The sequence below is a fragment of the Luteitalea sp. TBR-22 genome (assembly GCF_016865485.1).
Lineage (GTDB): Bacteria > Acidobacteriota > Vicinamibacteria > Vicinamibacterales > Vicinamibacteraceae > Luteitalea.
Genome location: NZ_AP024452.1, coordinates 3622997 through 3636443 on the forward strand (window position 1 = coordinate 3622997; position 13447 = coordinate 3636443).

Below are 13447 nucleotides of genomic sequence, written 5' to 3' on the forward strand. Positions count from 1 at the left end.
CACGGGTCTTCTCCAGTCGAGCTGCCCTAAGCTGACTCGACCTGCCTTGTCCGAAGGAGACCTGATGTCCGACGTGAAGAATCCGGGCCGCCGTGTCGCGCTGCGACGACTGCTGATCGGTGCCTCGACGGCTGCTGCCCTGCTGGGCATGGCCGGCGGCGCCGCCGCGCAGGGCACACGCCCTCGCAATCCGAGCGGGGGCGGCACCCGCCCCAGCGGACCGCCTCCTGGCGGCGGCATGCCGCCCAGCGGCATGGGCCCGCATGGGGGCGGTGGCCAACGGCCGAGTGGCCCTCCCCCCGGCGGAGGCGCGCCGCCGAGCGGCAGCCGTCCCGGCGGCGGACGCGGTCCGCGCGGCTGAGCCGCACTTGCACTACCATCGGGTGGGCTCCCCCACCCGATGCCCCGCCTCACACCGTCGCCCGCCGTCGCGACACGCCTGCTCCGAGGCAGCGCCCTCACTGTCGTCGTGGGCGTGGTGTATCTGGTCACGGCACACTTCAGCACCTTCTGGGCCTCGGACGGGCGGACTGGCACCCCCATCTTCCCGGGCGTCGGCGCGGCGCTGGCCGCCCTGATCCTGTTCGGCCGTGGCTACTGGCCCGCGATCTTCATGGCTCGCCTGCTCGCGTTCTGGCTCGCGGGCACGGCGCGCACGCCGTGGCTGATGCCGGCCATCGCGCTGGCCAACACGGCCGCGGTCTACGCCGGCGCGTACGCCATCGAACGCTGGGGCCGCCTCGACCCGGCCTTGACCCGCCTGCGGGACGTACTGTGGCTGGCCGTGGGCGGCCTGATCGCCGCCTCGGTCGGCGCCACCATCGGCGTGAGCGCGATGGAGGCGGTCGGCGAGGTCGCGTCGGGCGCCTACGCCGCCACCTGGCTGCGTTGGTGGATGGGCAGCATCGGTGGGGTGCTGGTGGTCACGTCGCTGGCGCTGGCCTGGGGTGCGGGGCAGCCGTGGCCACGACGCGGGCGTGACTGGGGCTGGTTGCTGGCGTGCGTGGCCGCGACGTCGGCGGTCAGCGCCTGGGTCTTCTTCGGTACCCCGACCGCGCTGGCCCGCACGTGGTTGGTATTCCCGGTGCTGCTGTGGAGCAGCCTGGCCTTCGGCGTGCGGGGCGCCACCCTGGCGCTGCTGCCCGCCACCCTCATCGGCGTGGCCGGCACCACCATGGGCGTCGGTGTCCTCGGCAGCAGCTTCGAGCCCGACGTCCGCTACGTGCTGCTGCAGCAGTTCGTGACGGCCGCCTCGTTCACCTGTCTGGTGCTCGCCGTGGTCGCCGACGAGCGGCGTGGGAAGGACGCGTTGCGCGACCGCGAGCACCGGCTGCACCTCGCGTTGGCGGCCGCGCGCTCGTTCGGCTTCGAGGTCGACCTGGAGACCGGCGCGGTGACACGCACGCCGGAATGCGCCGAGATCCTGGGCCTGCCGGCCGGCCTGTCCGACCGGGGTACCGTGCAGTCCTACCTCGCGCACGTCCACGAGGACGACCGGGCGCGCGTCGCCCGGACGACCGGCCCGATGTCCATCCGCCAGCCGACCGTGCGCCTCACCTACCGGTTCGTCAGGCCGGACGGGCGCGTGGTGCATCTCGACGAGACCTGCACGGGCGTGTTCGACGCGACCGGGCAGCTGACGCGCCTGGTCGGCGTGACCATGGACGTCACCGACAGGTGGCGCGTGGAGCAGGAGCGCGAGGAGTTGCTGACGCGGGAACGCGCCGCGCGACAGGAGGCCGAGCAGGCAACCCTGCTGCGCGACGAGTTCCTCGGGACCGTCTCCCATGAACTGCGGACGCCGCTCAACGCCATCCTGGGATGGGCGCAGATCCTCCAGTCAGGACCGCGGTCCTCCGAGGCGCTGCAGTCGGGGCTGGCGACGATCGCGCGCAACGCGCGGTTGCAGACGCAGTTGATCGACGATCTGCTCGACCTGAGCCGGATGAGCGCCGGCAAGCTGCGGCTGGATCCCCAGACGGTGGACCTCGCCTCGGTCGTGCACGACGCCGTGCTCGCGGTGACGCCGGCCGCCGCGGCCCGCAGTCTGCGCCTGCAGTGCGTGGCCGCCGAGGGCGCTCGCGTGCACGGCGACCCCGACCGGCTCCAGCAGGTCTGCTGGAACCTGCTCGTCAACGCGGTCAAGTTCACCGAGCCCGGCGGGGCCGTCCGGGTCGAAGTCGTGTCGCAAGGCGCTCAGCATTGCATCCGCGTGAGCGACACGGGGGCCGGCATCGCCCCCCATTTCCTGCCGCATGTCTTCGATCGCTTCCGGCAGGCCGACGGCTCGACGACGCGTCGGCACAGCGGCCTGGGCATCGGCCTCGCCCTGGTCCGGCAGATCGTCGAGATGCACGGCGGCACGGTGCGGGCCGACAGCCGCGGCGAGGGACTCGGCGCCACCTTCACCGTGTGCATGCCCGCCCTGCGCGCGCCGGCGAGCGCGGGCACCGGCACCGCGCCCGAGGCGCCGTCCGGTCTCGCGGCCCCGCTCAGGACGGCGCAGGCGCCGCTCCGCGTGCTGGTCGTCGACGACGATGAGGACGCGCGCGAGATTGCCGCGCAGTTCCTCCGCAGCCACGGCGCCGACGTGGCCACGGCCGAATCAGCCGACGAAGGACTCGCCGTGCTCTGCGACTACCGCCCGGACGTGCTGGTGGCCGACGTCGGGATGCCCGGCGTGGACGGGTATGCGTTCATCCGCGCCGTGCGTGCCCTTCCGAGCGGCCAGGCGCGCACGCCCGCGGTGGCCATGACCGCACTGGTGCGCGACGACGATCGCCGGCGGGCGCTCGAGGCGGGCTTCCAGGCCCACCTGCCCAAACCCATCACGCGTGAAGGCCTGATCGCCGTCGTCACTCGCCTATCGCCAGCGCGACATCCAGCGTGATCACGCCGGGCGCGGCTTCCACCCGCACCGATCGGACGTGACGCAACAGCGCGGTGGCGTCGATGGCGGTCGGCGTCGCCGCAGCGCGCTGTGGAGCGGCGGTCGTTGCGTCAGCGAGCGCTTCCGCAATCAGCTCGTTGACGAGGGCCACCTGCAAGGGCACCGACGCGGTGACCCGCGTCCCGGCGATCGCTGGAAGTCCGGCGGCCACCTGCTGCTGCAGCCAGGCGAGAAGGCGTCGTTCGCTCATCGGGGTGCCTCGGGGTCGACTCGCGCCTCGAGGTCCACTTCGAGGCCGTCGGTTGTGGGGATGAACGTCAGGGATCGGACGTGGCGCCACAGCGGCGCCAGCGCGTGAAGCGGGCCTTGGTCGAGCGCCACCCGCACAAGGCGCCCGTCGAGGCGCACGAAGGGCGGCAGGGCCACTGTGCGGAGGCCCCAGGCGACCAGTTGAGAGGCGAGCTCGACGGTCAGTTCGGGACGCGGCCGGAGCGTCGCCGACGGGCGGATGCGGGCGTTGGCGTGCAGCCCGCCATACCGCACCTGCACCTGCAGTTGCGGCCCGAGCGCGACGGCCAGCCCTGCCGGCACGCCGGGCAGGTGCGCCAGCAGTCCGTCGATCAGGCCCTGCCTCAGCGGCAGTCGGACGCGCACGTGCGCGCCCGCCATGCGCGCGCCCCCTGTCTCCAGTTCCGCCCTGAGGCGGTCCAGCAATGCCATGCCTGAACCCTAGCAGGGTTCGGGCCACCCGCTCATTTCCGCTTGCGGCCCAGCTTCACGACGATCTCGTACTCGGCCGCCGTGACCGGTTGCACCGAGAGGCGACTGCCCTTGCGGGTGACCATCATGTGCTCGAGACCCGGGGTGGCCTTCAGCGTCTCCAGCGCGATGGTCGTCTCGAAGGTGGCCACGTAGCCGATGTCGACCATGTACCAGGTCGGAGCGGCCGGGTCGCTCTTCGGATCGAAGTACACGTGCCCCTTGGTCCACGCCGACGGGTCCGGATAGGCGGCCCGCACGACCTCGGCCAACCCCGTCACCCCTGACGGCGACGCGTTGGACGCATAGAAGAGGACCTTGTCGCCGACCTGCATCTCGTCGCGCATGAGATTGCGGGCCTGGAAGTTCCTCACCCCCTCCCAACTGGTCCGGCCGTCTCTTTCAAGATCGTCGATCGTGTAGGCCGAAGGCTCCACCTTCATCAGCCAATACCGTAATGCCATTTGACCTCTACCTAGTTGATTTTGGTTAGCTCAAGCCCGACCAAAAACATTGTCGCGCGTGCGAAGTCAGCCATTCGACGACATTCGTAATTCCATGGGCAAATTGACTTGTTGAGCTGGGGATCCAAAGTGTAATTCTGGCGTCAGATTTAGGACGCGACGTTGGGGGAGCAGCGACGCATTATCCACGCAAGTTGTTGATTCCATTGCGAAATGCACTTGGATCGCCACGTGCACCACGGGGAGACAGCGTGTCGCCCCTTTGTGCACACGCCCATCACCATGCCTCGATCGCTCGCCCTCGCTGCTGCTGTCCTTCTCGCCGTCGTCACGACGGTCGCTCCCACGCCGGTTCAGGCCCAGTCCGCCCCGGACCTCTTCGTCGCTGCACAGGGGGGCTCCAACGCCTCGCGTCGCGACGTCCCGAGCCGCCGGGTACGGAAGGCCCGCCTGAACCTGAACGCCCTCAACGCCCCCACGATGCGCCTGCGGTTGTTCGACGACGTCCAGCCGGTGCTCACCCGGACGCGCATCAAGCAGCCGGCCGCCGACCAGCTCGTCTGGATCGGCCGAGGCGACAACGGCGAGCAGGCGGTCCTCGCCATGGCGCGCGGCGTCATGACGGGCACCGTCTTTGCCGACGGCCGGGTCTTCGAAATCGGCCTCGAGCCCGACGGTCAGTACAGCATCGCCGAAATCGACTCGGCCGCCTTCCCGACCGACGACCCCGAGTTCGAGGGCATCAACTTCGAGATTCTCGAGGATCCGGGCAACTTCGTGGGTGACCAGGTGGTGGCTGGCGCCGACGGGCCGGCGACGGTCGATGCCCTGACGGGCACCCCCGTGCAGGTCGACGTGATGGTCGTCTGGACGCCGAGCGCCGAACTGGCCGCCGGTGGCGCGGCGGCCATGAACAGCCTGGCCCTGGCCTCCATCGACAACGCCAACCTGGTGTACGCCAACAGCGGCGTCAACGCGGTGCTCAACCTGGTCTACGCCGGGCAGGTCAATTACACCGAGAACCCCGCCAGCATCACCACCGACCTGAGCAACCTGCGCGGCACGACCGACGCCTACCTCAACGACGTGCACGCGAAGCGCGACGAGGTCGGCGCCGACATCGTCACCCTGTTCGGCGAGGGCTACCGGAACAACGGCTACTGCGGCTACGGCGGCATCATGACGACCGTGTCCACCTCGTACGCACCCTACGCCTTCAATGTGGTGGATCGCTCGTGCGCGGTGAGCAACCTCTCGTTCGCACACGAAGTGGGCCACAACCAGGGACTGCACCATGACCCGGCCAACGCCTCGAGCGCGGCCTCCACGCCGTACGCGTACGGCTACCAGGATCCGGCCGGCGCCTTCCGCACGCTGCTGTCCTACGGCAGCGCGACGCGGGTGCCCTACCTGTCGAGCCCGACGCTGTACTACAACGGCCGCGTGATGGGCACGAGCACGCAGGACAACGCCCGCGCCCTGGCGGCCAACATCGCGACGGTCGCCGCCTTCAAGAGCGTCGGCGGCACGACGACGCCGACCACGCCGACCACGCCCACCTGCTCGTACTCGGTCTCGACGACGTCACTGTCGTTCGCCTCGACAGGCGGCTCCAAGTCGGTGACGGTAACGGCCACGGCGGGATGCAGCTGGTCGACCGCCAACGACGCGGCCGTGACCTGGGTCGGCATGAGCACCGGCGCCGGCACCGGCAGCGGCACGGTGACGGTGACCACGCAGGCCAACAGCAGCAGCGCGCGCAGCACCACCATCACGATCGCGGGCACGCAGATCGCCGTCAGCCAGGCGGCGCCGAAGGTGAATCGCCGGAAGTAGCCGCCTCAGGTCGCCGGCGCTGCGGAATGGCATGGAGAAGGCCGGGCCCCTCGGGTCCGGCCTTCGGTGCATCAGGCGGGGTCGCGCGACGACTCAGCGCGCGTAGTAGTCCTTGTACATGCCGCGACGGAACAGCCAGCCGCCGAGCGGCCCGAGCCACCCGAGCACGTAGTACATGTGCTTGAGGTCGATCATCTCGATCAGGTTGCCGTCGAAGTCGCGCACGAAGAAGAACCAGTGCCCGCGCGGCGACTGCTCCGGCGTGGTGACGATCTCCACGCCCTTGGCCCGCAGGTAGTCGTGCCACTTGTGCACGTTGCGGACGTTGAAGCTGAAGTGCGTCTGCCCCACCTTGTTCCACGGGATGCGTTCCGGCGGCAGCTTCGGCTCGAAGCCGAAGATCTCGAGCGTCGCGCCACCGGGCACGCGGATCCAGCCGATCTTGCACGCCGGGGCGGGATGATCGCGCCCGACGCCGAAGAAGGCGCGTACCCGCTCGGGTGGAGCCTCCGACACGCCGACGAGCGGGCAGCCGAACACGTCCCAGTAGTACTGCACGAAGCGGTTGAAGTCGGAGACGGTGATCCCGACGTGGCTGAACGACTGGACCTTCATGCGCTGTGCGCCGCGGCCGTGCCGGTGGCGGCGTCCTCCGGAAGGCGCAGCACCGTGCGCCGCAGGTGATCGGCCACGCGCAGGGCCTGCGCGATGATCGTGAGGCCGGGATTGACGGCCGCCGACGAGGGAAAGAACGACCCGTCGACGACGTAGAGGTTCGGCAGGTCGTGGGCGCGGCACCAGGTGTCGAGCACCGAGCGGGCCGGGTCGCGGCCGAAGACGAGCGTCCCGCACTGGTGCGTCGTGTTCTTGGCCCGGTGCGATGCGGTCATCACCTTCCAGAAGCCGAGGCGCTTGAGCATGCGCGTCGCCTCCCGGACCAGTTGCTCGTGCGCGCCGACGTTGTTGGGCGCGTACGTGAGCCGGATCCGGCCGTCCTCGGTGAGCGTGACGCGATTGTCCTCGCTCGGCAGGTCCTCCGACATCGCCAGCCAGTCGACGCCGCGGGCCACCCATGCGTCGTAGGCCCACACCGGAATCCAGGTGACCGTGCCACGGAACCAGGTGTCGCCGACGACCTTGGCCATGATGCCGTGCGTGCGGCCCTGCGACTGGATCTGCCCGAGTGGATAGGACACGCCGGGCCCGCGCAGGTAGAAGTCGTTGATCGCCACCGTCTTCTGGAACACCGTGTCGTTCGGCCGGAACGGGTGGAACCCCTGCATCATCGTCGCCAGGTGCGCCATGTAGCGGCGGCCGACCAGGCCCGACGAATTGGCGAGTCCGCGCGGATGCCGGGCAGTCGCCGAGCGCAGGAGCAACGCCGCGGAGTTGACCGCGCCACAGGCCAGCACCAGCAGCGGCGCCTCGACGCGCAGTGTCCGGCCGTCGCGTTCGACCTCGACGCCCGTGACCCGCGAGCCGTCGGCGGTGGTCAGCACCCGCGTCACCCGCGCCCCGGTCCACAACGTCACGCCCGCCTGCACCGCCGGTCGGACGCAGCAGACATCCGCGTCGCCCTTGCGGTGGATCCGGCACGGGAACGAGTTGCACGTGTTGCAGAGGCGGCAGCCGCCCGGCAGGCCAGGATCGACCAGCGCCAGCGGCAGTGGCGACGGGTGCAGGCCCTGCGCACGCAAGCCCTCGATCACGCGCACCATCGCCGGCGCATGTGGCACGGGCGCGTGCGGGAACGGGCCGCGGGGTGGCTCGGTGGGATCGGCCGTGGCGTCGCCGTGCACGTGGTACAGGCGCTCGGCGCGCTCGTACCACGGCGCCAGCTCCTCGTAGGTGATGGGCCAGGCCGGCGACACGCCGTCGCGGTGCACGATCTCGCCGAAGTCCTCGCGGCGCAGCCGATACAGCACGCTGCCCCAGTACTTCGTGTTGCCGCCGACGTTGTAGTGCGTGTAGGGCTGGAACTCCTCACCGGCGCCGTCCACCCACCGTTCCGTCGCGCGGTAACGGAGCGCCTGCCACACCGCGGCCGGGTCCCAGTTCTCCGCCTCGGACGGAACCTCGTGACCGCGCTCCAGGACGAGAATGCGCAGCCCGCGGCCGGCCAGCGCGTGGGCGAGGGTGCCGCCGCCGGCCCCCGACCCGACGACCACCAGGTCGTAGCCCGCCACCTCCGTGGTGCTCACGCGACCTCCGCGGCGGTCGCCATGATCTGGTCCATCAGCTGTTGATCCTCGATTGCCCGCTCGAGACGCATCTCCGGCGGCTGTCCGGTACGGATGCCGTTGACGAAGTCGCGATACATCGCCTGATAGCCGCGGATGTCACGGAACCCTGGCAGGATGAGCCGCGGCAACTGCCCGCGCCGACGCGCCACGACGAAGCCGCCATTGCTCTCGAACGTGATCACGCCCTCGCGGCCGAACAGCTTCGACAGCCGCAGGCCGCGCAACAGCGAGGGCACCTCCCGCGAGTAGTACAGCGAACCGACGGCCCCGGAGTCGTAGGTGAACGAGACGAGCAGGCTCTTGGCTCGACGATCGGGCCCCTCTGGCGATACCGCGGGCCGGTACCCGTGCGCCCTGACGATGGTGGGGCCGAGGCTGCCCGCCACGTGCAGCCAGTGGATGCCTTCCTCGAAGAAGGCGTCGCCGCCGGCCATCGACTCGTCGTTGCGCCAGTCGTCGGCCGCCTTGAGGCGGTGCGCGATGGTCGTGAAGTGCGCGAACACCAGGTCCCCCACCAGGCCCTCGGCGAGGAGGCGGCGGAGGGTCACGGCCAGCGGCTTGTAGTGATCGTTCTCGCCGACGATGACCACACGTCCGGCGCGATCGCGCGCCTCCAGCACGGTGAGGTAGTCGGCCATGGCGGGGAACGCCGGCTTCTCCACGAGCACGTGGCGCCCGGCGGCGAGCGCCCGGAGCGTCAGCTCGAGGTGGTAGCGCGGCGGCACGGCGATCACCACCGCGTCGACCCGCGGGTCGTCGATGGCTGCCTCGTACCCGTCCCAGGCGGCGAACCCGCCGAAATCCCGCCGGTACGCGTCGGCCTTGGCCAGGTCGCGACTGGCGAACCCCACCGCCACCTCTGGACCGAGGCGGCGCAGGTGCCCGCAGTGGACCCGGGTGATGAATCCGCACCCGAGGAAGGCGATGTGGACGGGACGAGGCATCAGGCGGGATGCCCCACCCGAGGGCATCCGAACGAGTGTACGCTGGAACGTGGACGCCATGCCCCGTTCCCGACGCGCCTTCCTTGCCGGCCTGGCCGCCGCTGCGGCGGGGGCCGCGCTCCCCACGGTTCCGGGCCTCGGCCTCGCTGCGCCACGCCGGGGCCTGCTGCCCCGCACGCCCGCCGAGCGGGCCTGGCTGGGGCTGCCCGATCCGGCACGCCACTGGCGAGGCGCCTCGTCGATTGCCTCGCCGGGCACGGTCGGGCCATCGCTCGGGGCCGGGGCGACGCAGGCCGCCCCCGGCACGTCGGCCGCGACGCTCGCGGCCCGCTTTCCCGACCTCCGTCGCCGATTCGTGTTCGAGTACTACCCCTGGTACGACACCGAGCCCTGGTTCCACTGGAACGATGCCGACCACACGCCGCCGACCGACATCACCGCCTCGTCGATGCCGCGGCTGGGGCCGTACGACACGTACGACCTGCGGGTGCTCGAGCAGCACGCCCGCTGGATCGCCGAGGCCGGGGCAGGCGCGATCAACCTGAGTTGGTGGGGCCGCGGCGACTACACCGACCTGGCCGTGCCGCGCGTGCTGGACGTGATGCGCGACCACGACATCAAGGTGGCCTTCCACATGGAGCCGTACCGCGACGACCGCTCGCGCAGCTACGCCGACGACGTGCTGTACCTGCTGCGCGAGTACGGTGACAAGCGGGGCTGGGACGCGTTCCTGCTGCTCGACGAGGGCGGAGGCCGCGTCGCGCCCGTGTTCAAGTCCTTCCGCACCATCCTTCCCAGCCAGGTCCAGGACTGCGTCGGGCGGATTTTCCAGGTGCCCGACTACACGTCCGACGACGACTGGCGTCGGCAGACCGATGCGGTGCGCGAGGCGACGCGACGCGACTTCTCGCGGGTGTGGTTGCTGGCCGACTCGCTCGACGTGGGGCGCACCGGCGCCGCCGGCTTCGACGGCCTCGCCGTCTACGACAACTTCGTCACGCCGCCGCAGTGGACGCGCATCGCGCAGGATGCCACCGACGTCGGCCTCGTCTTCTCCTTCAACGTGAACCCCGGGTTCGACAGGTACCCGGATCGCCAGCCCCCGCCGCCCCCGGAGGTCGACCCCTGCTACGGCGGCCCGCTCGGGTTCGAGCCCGGTGGCGCGCACCCCGACTGGACGGATTCGGCGGCTCGCCGGGCGGCACAGGCGAGCGCGCTCGCGCGCATCGGCGAGTCGTTCGAGGCCACCACGGGCTTGCAGGCCAGGCCGACGACCAGCAACGGCTCGCGGCGCTTCTTCCTCGCGTACGTCAACTCGTTCAACGAGTGGCACGAAGGCTCGCAGTTCGAGCCGGCAAAGGACTTCGCCGACCTGACCGCGGAGGAGCGACGCATCGGCTACCACAACCCACCCGACGGGCAGGCGCGCCTGCGACACCTGCGGGCCCTGCTCGACGAGGCTCTGACGCTGCCCGAGCGCGTCCGGTGAGCAGCGACATGCTCACCGATCCCCATCTGCAACGCGCGCTTGACCTGATCGACTCGGCCACCCGCGACTTCACGTCGTCGGACTGGGAAACCGGCGCCCCTGGACGATGGTCACGCGCCGCGATCCTGGAGCACCTGGGCAAGGCCTACGCGGCCACGGCGTACATCCTTGACAAGTGCGTGCACGACGGCGCGCCGAAGGGCACGGCGCCGGCATGGCGGCAGCGTCTCTTCACGTGGCTGATCGTCGACGTGGGCTGGTTCCCCACCGGGGCCAGGGCGCCGGCCATGACGTTGCCAGAGGGGATGGCGGGCGCCGAGGCCCTCGCGTATGCGCGCCGCAGCCTGCAGGCCCTCGACGAGGCAGCGGTGCGCTGCGCGGCGGCGTTCGCCCCTGCCGCACGCGTCGCCACTCACCCCATCCTCGGCGGCTTCACCGTCGACCAGTGGCGTCGGTTCCACTGGAGCCACACGCGTCACCACGTGCGCCAGATCGCGCGCCGGCGCTGACGCGGCGCGGGGGGACGGGCACCGGGCACCGGGCAAACCGCGCACCGGCGGGCAGCGGGCACCGGTAGGCATCGTGCGTTCGGCGTTCGGCGTTCGGCGTTCGACGTTCGGCTATGATGCGCGCCGTGACTACCCTCGACCTGTTCCGCCTCGACGGCCGTCGTGCGTTGGTGTCGGGCGCCAGTCGCGGCCTGGGCCGCGAGATGGCGCTCGCGCTCGCCGATGCCGGCGCCGACGTCGTCATCACCGGCCGCACGCAGGAGACCCTCGATCGCACCGCTGCCGACATCCGGGCGCGCGGCAGGCAGGCCTGGACACACCTGGTGGACATGGCCGACCCGGCGGCGTGCGAGGCGGCCTGCCTCGTCATCCGCGACACGCTGGGGCCGATCGACATCCTCATCAACAACGTCGGCAACCGGGTGACGGCGGGCGCCATCCAGGACGAGCCGCTGTCGACGTGGCGCACCTCGATCGACCTCAACCTGCACAGCGTGGTCGTGCCGACCCGAATCTTCGGCGGGGCGATGATCGCCGACGGGCGACCGGGGCGCATCATCAACATCGGGTCGATCAGTGGCCTCATCGCCAACCGCGGCATCGGCGGCCGTGACTACGAGACGTTGAAGGCGGCGGTGGTGCACTTCACCCGCTGCGCGGCCGTCGACTGGGCGCCGCACGGCATCACCGTGAACGCGATCTGCCCGGGGCTGTTCATGACCGACGTCAATCGCGAGTGGAACGAGAAGCGCCCCGACGTCATCGAGGCCTTCGTCAAGCACATCCCGATGGGACGCCCCGGCAATCCGCCCGAGATCGGTCCGCTCGCCGTCTTCCTCGCCAGCCCCGCCTCGTCGTACGTCACCGGCGCCGCCATCGTGATGGACGGCGGCTACACGGCGTGGTGAGACTGGCAGACAAGGAACTGCCGATCGAGGGGTAGCGTCAACTCGCCCGCTGCGCCTGCTCCATCGTCGCCAGGTACGCGTCGGCCTCGCCGATCGCCTTGGCCATGTCGGCCACCAGCGCATCGACGTCCCTGGACACCGCGACCAGTTCCTTCGAGAGCGCGCCGAGCGCACGCGCATTGAGGTTGTGCTTGAGGAACAGGACGCGATCGCGCAGCGGCTTGAGTACCGGGTCGATCTTCTTCTCGACGCGCTCGAGCGAGGCGATCAGGGCCTCGGTGCGTCGGCGGGTCTCGCGGAGCTCGCGCTCGCTCTCGGCGCGCAGGGCACGGTCCGAGTACTTCCCCAATTCGTCCTGCCACTCCTTGAACAGGTCCTTCGACACGCCGCGCACGCCTTCGATGCGGTCGCGCACGTCTCTGGCCCGCCCCTCGCTGCGTTCGAGTTCCTTGTTCAGGCGATCGTAGGTCGCTTCGAGATCGCCGCCCTCGACGTCGACGATCTCCTTGAGCCGCTCCATGGCCGTCTTGAAGTCCTGCTGGGCCCGGGCCTGCGACTCGCGCGCTTCCTTGACGCGTTTGACCAGGATGTCGCGCTTCTCGAAGCCGACCTTCTTCATCGCCTTGTAATACAGGCGATCGCATCCCGCCAGTGGCAGCACTGCCAGGCAGAGCGCGGCGGCCAGCAGCACGGGCCCGCCCATTCGCTTCGCTTCCCACACGGCCATGCGGCCAGTGTACCGGAGCCCTTCAGGGGGTCGTCGCGTCATGGCTGGCTGGAGTCGCGGCCCGGCCCTGTCGATGCGTCGCCACGCGCCAGAGGTACCAGCCGACCATCGAGGCGACGATGGCCGTGGAGGCGGGCCCGAGCACGTCGTTGACGCGCGTGAACCGTGCTTGCAGGCCGTACCCGGCGAGCGCCAGCGCGCCGGTCCATGCGGAGGTTCCCACGGCCGAGTAGAGGAAGAAGCGCCAGGGCGGCACGCGCGCCAGGCCGGCGGGCAACGAGATCAACGTGCGGACCGTGGGGACCAGCCGCCCGATCATGAGCGCGATCACCCCGTGGCGCACCAGCCAGTCTCTGGCGCGATCGATGTCCCCGGGCGCCAGGGTCAACCAGCGGCCGTGCCGCTCGACGAGCTGCCGGAGCCGACGCTCGCCCACATGCCACCCGAGCCAGTACCAGGCGGCTTGCCCGACGAGCGAGCCCGCGGTGCCCGCCACGACCACGCCAGGCAGCGACAGGTTCCCTCGAGTCGCCAGCGCGCCGGCCAGCGGCATGATCAGCTCCGACGGGATCGGCGGAAAGAGATTCTCCAGGCACATGAGGAGCGCGATGCCCGGATAGCCGAGCGAGTTGATGAGGTCCAGAATCCAGGAACCGCCCATGGGTGAGCAAGACGTGC

The 13447-nt window shown here is 70.6% G+C and carries 13 protein-coding genes; 5 read left to right on the top strand and 8 right to left on the bottom strand.

Annotated elements, in window-relative coordinates; all coding sequences use genetic code 11:
* Positions 1-400: 400 nt before the first annotated feature.
* Positions 401-2890: an ATP-binding protein gene (locus tag TBR22_RS15070; RefSeq protein WP_239488667.1), complete on the top strand. Its 2490-nt coding sequence runs from the start codon at positions 401-403 to the stop codon at positions 2888-2890.
* Here TBR22_RS15070 and TBR22_RS15075 read toward each other — a convergent pair.
* Genes TBR22_RS15075 through TBR22_RS15085 form a run of 3 tightly spaced genes read right to left on the bottom strand, consistent with a single transcriptional unit; the run spans position 2856 to position 4113 of the window.
* Entirely contained in the window at positions 2856-3140 is a 285-nt protein-coding gene (locus tag TBR22_RS15075; RefSeq protein ID WP_239488668.1) for a hypothetical protein, read from the bottom strand. The genes TBR22_RS15070 and TBR22_RS15075 overlap by 35 nt on opposite strands.
* Positions 3137-3610 carry a hypothetical protein gene (locus TBR22_RS15080; protein ID WP_239488669.1) on the bottom strand — a complete coding sequence of 158 codons (474 nt, stop codon included), beginning with the start codon at positions 3608-3610 and terminating at the stop codon, positions 3137-3139. Before TBR22_RS15080 ends, TBR22_RS15075 begins: the two co-directional genes overlap by 4 nt.
* A 32-nt stretch (positions 3611-3642) precedes the next feature.
* Entirely contained in the window at positions 3643-4113 is a 471-nt protein-coding gene (locus TBR22_RS15085; protein ID WP_239488670.1) for an EVE domain-containing protein, read from the bottom strand.
* A gap of 282 nt (positions 4114-4395) precedes the next feature.
* Between TBR22_RS15085 and TBR22_RS15090 the strand changes: the two genes are divergently transcribed.
* Positions 4396-5949 (top strand): reprolysin-like metallopeptidase, encoded by a 1554-nt coding sequence (locus tag TBR22_RS15090; RefSeq protein WP_239488671.1) that lies wholly within the window; start codon positions 4396-4398, stop codon positions 5947-5949.
* 93 nt (positions 5950-6042) lie between these two features.
* Here TBR22_RS15090 and TBR22_RS15095 read toward each other — a convergent pair whose 3' ends face one another.
* Genes TBR22_RS15095 through TBR22_RS15105 form a run of 3 tightly spaced genes read right to left on the bottom strand, consistent with a single transcriptional unit; the run spans position 6043 to position 9136 of the window.
* Entirely contained in the window at positions 6043-6564 is a 522-nt protein-coding gene (locus TBR22_RS15095; RefSeq protein ID WP_239488672.1) for a VOC family protein, read from the bottom strand.
* Positions 6561-8150 carry an FAD-dependent oxidoreductase gene (locus TBR22_RS15100; RefSeq protein WP_239488673.1) on the bottom strand — a complete coding sequence of 530 codons (1590 nt, stop codon included), beginning with the start codon at positions 8148-8150 and terminating at the stop codon, positions 6561-6563. Before TBR22_RS15100 ends, TBR22_RS15095 begins: the two co-directional genes overlap by 4 nt.
* Positions 8147-9136: a Gfo/Idh/MocA family protein gene (locus tag TBR22_RS15105; RefSeq protein WP_239488674.1), complete on the bottom strand. Its 990-nt coding sequence runs from the start codon at positions 9134-9136 to the stop codon at positions 8147-8149. The genes TBR22_RS15100 and TBR22_RS15105 overlap by 4 nt, the downstream gene beginning before the upstream one ends.
* A 58-nt stretch (positions 9137-9194) precedes the next feature.
* Here TBR22_RS15105 and TBR22_RS15110 point away from each other — a divergent pair, with 58 nt between their 5' ends.
* The 3 genes from TBR22_RS15110 (at position 9195) to TBR22_RS15120 (ending at position 12042) form a co-directional block, all read left to right on the top strand.
* Positions 9195-10625 (top strand): hypothetical protein, encoded by a 1431-nt coding sequence (locus TBR22_RS15110; protein WP_239488675.1) that lies wholly within the window; start codon positions 9195-9197, stop codon positions 10623-10625.
* Complete coding sequence (locus TBR22_RS15115; RefSeq protein WP_239488676.1) at positions 10622-11134, top strand: DUF1569 domain-containing protein; 513 nt, start codon at positions 10622-10624, stop codon at positions 11132-11134. Before TBR22_RS15110 ends, TBR22_RS15115 begins: the two co-directional genes overlap by 4 nt.
* A 116-nt stretch (positions 11135-11250) precedes the next feature.
* Complete coding sequence (locus tag TBR22_RS15120; protein ID WP_370651346.1) at positions 11251-12042, top strand: SDR family NAD(P)-dependent oxidoreductase; 792 nt, start codon at positions 11251-11253, stop codon at positions 12040-12042.
* Positions 12043-12079: 37 nt separating this feature from the next.
* Here TBR22_RS15120 and TBR22_RS15125 read toward each other — a convergent pair whose 3' ends face one another.
* Together TBR22_RS15125 and TBR22_RS15130 are read right to left on the bottom strand one after the other, a co-directional pair.
* Positions 12080-12769, bottom strand: coding sequence for a DUF2959 family protein (locus TBR22_RS15125; RefSeq protein ID WP_239488678.1), 690 nt, complete (start codon positions 12767-12769; stop codon positions 12080-12082).
* A gap of 22 nt (positions 12770-12791) precedes the next feature.
* Positions 12792-13430: a DedA family protein gene (locus tag TBR22_RS15130; RefSeq protein ID WP_239488679.1), complete on the bottom strand. Its 639-nt coding sequence runs from the start codon at positions 13428-13430 to the stop codon at positions 12792-12794.
* Positions 13431-13447 lie beyond the last annotated feature (17 nt).

Coding starts and splice junctions, on each gene's coding strand:
- TBR22_RS15070 (WP_239488667.1), top strand. CDS start 401: ATGCCCCGCCTCACACCGTCGCCCGCCGTCGCGACACGCCTGCTCCGA.
- TBR22_RS15075 (WP_239488668.1), bottom strand. CDS start 3,140: ATGAGCGAACGACGCCTTCTCGCCTGGCTGCAGCAGCAGGTGGCCGCC.
- TBR22_RS15080 (WP_239488669.1), bottom strand. CDS start 3,610: ATGGCATTGCTGGACCGCCTCAGGGCGGAACTGGAGACAGGGGGCGCG.
- TBR22_RS15085 (WP_239488670.1), bottom strand. CDS start 4,113: ATGGCATTACGGTATTGGCTGATGAAGGTGGAGCCTTCGGCCTACACG.
- TBR22_RS15090 (WP_239488671.1), top strand. CDS start 4,396: ATGCCTCGATCGCTCGCCCTCGCTGCTGCTGTCCTTCTCGCCGTCGTC.
- TBR22_RS15095 (WP_239488672.1), bottom strand. CDS start 6,564: ATGAAGGTCCAGTCGTTCAGCCACGTCGGGATCACCGTCTCCGACTTC.
- TBR22_RS15105 (WP_239488674.1), bottom strand. CDS start 9,136: ATGCCTCGTCCCGTCCACATCGCCTTCCTCGGGTGCGGATTCATCACC.
- TBR22_RS15110 (WP_239488675.1), top strand. CDS start 9,195: ATGCCCCGTTCCCGACGCGCCTTCCTTGCCGGCCTGGCCGCCGCTGCG.
- TBR22_RS15120 (WP_370651346.1), top strand. CDS start 11,251: ATGCGCGCCGTGACTACCCTCGACCTGTTCCGCCTCGACGGCCGTCGT.
- TBR22_RS15125 (WP_239488678.1), bottom strand. CDS start 12,769: ATGGCCGTGTGGGAAGCGAAGCGAATGGGCGGGCCCGTGCTGCTGGCC.
- TBR22_RS15130 (WP_239488679.1), bottom strand. CDS start 13,430: ATGGGCGGTTCCTGGATTCTGGACCTCATCAACTCGCTCGGCTATCCG.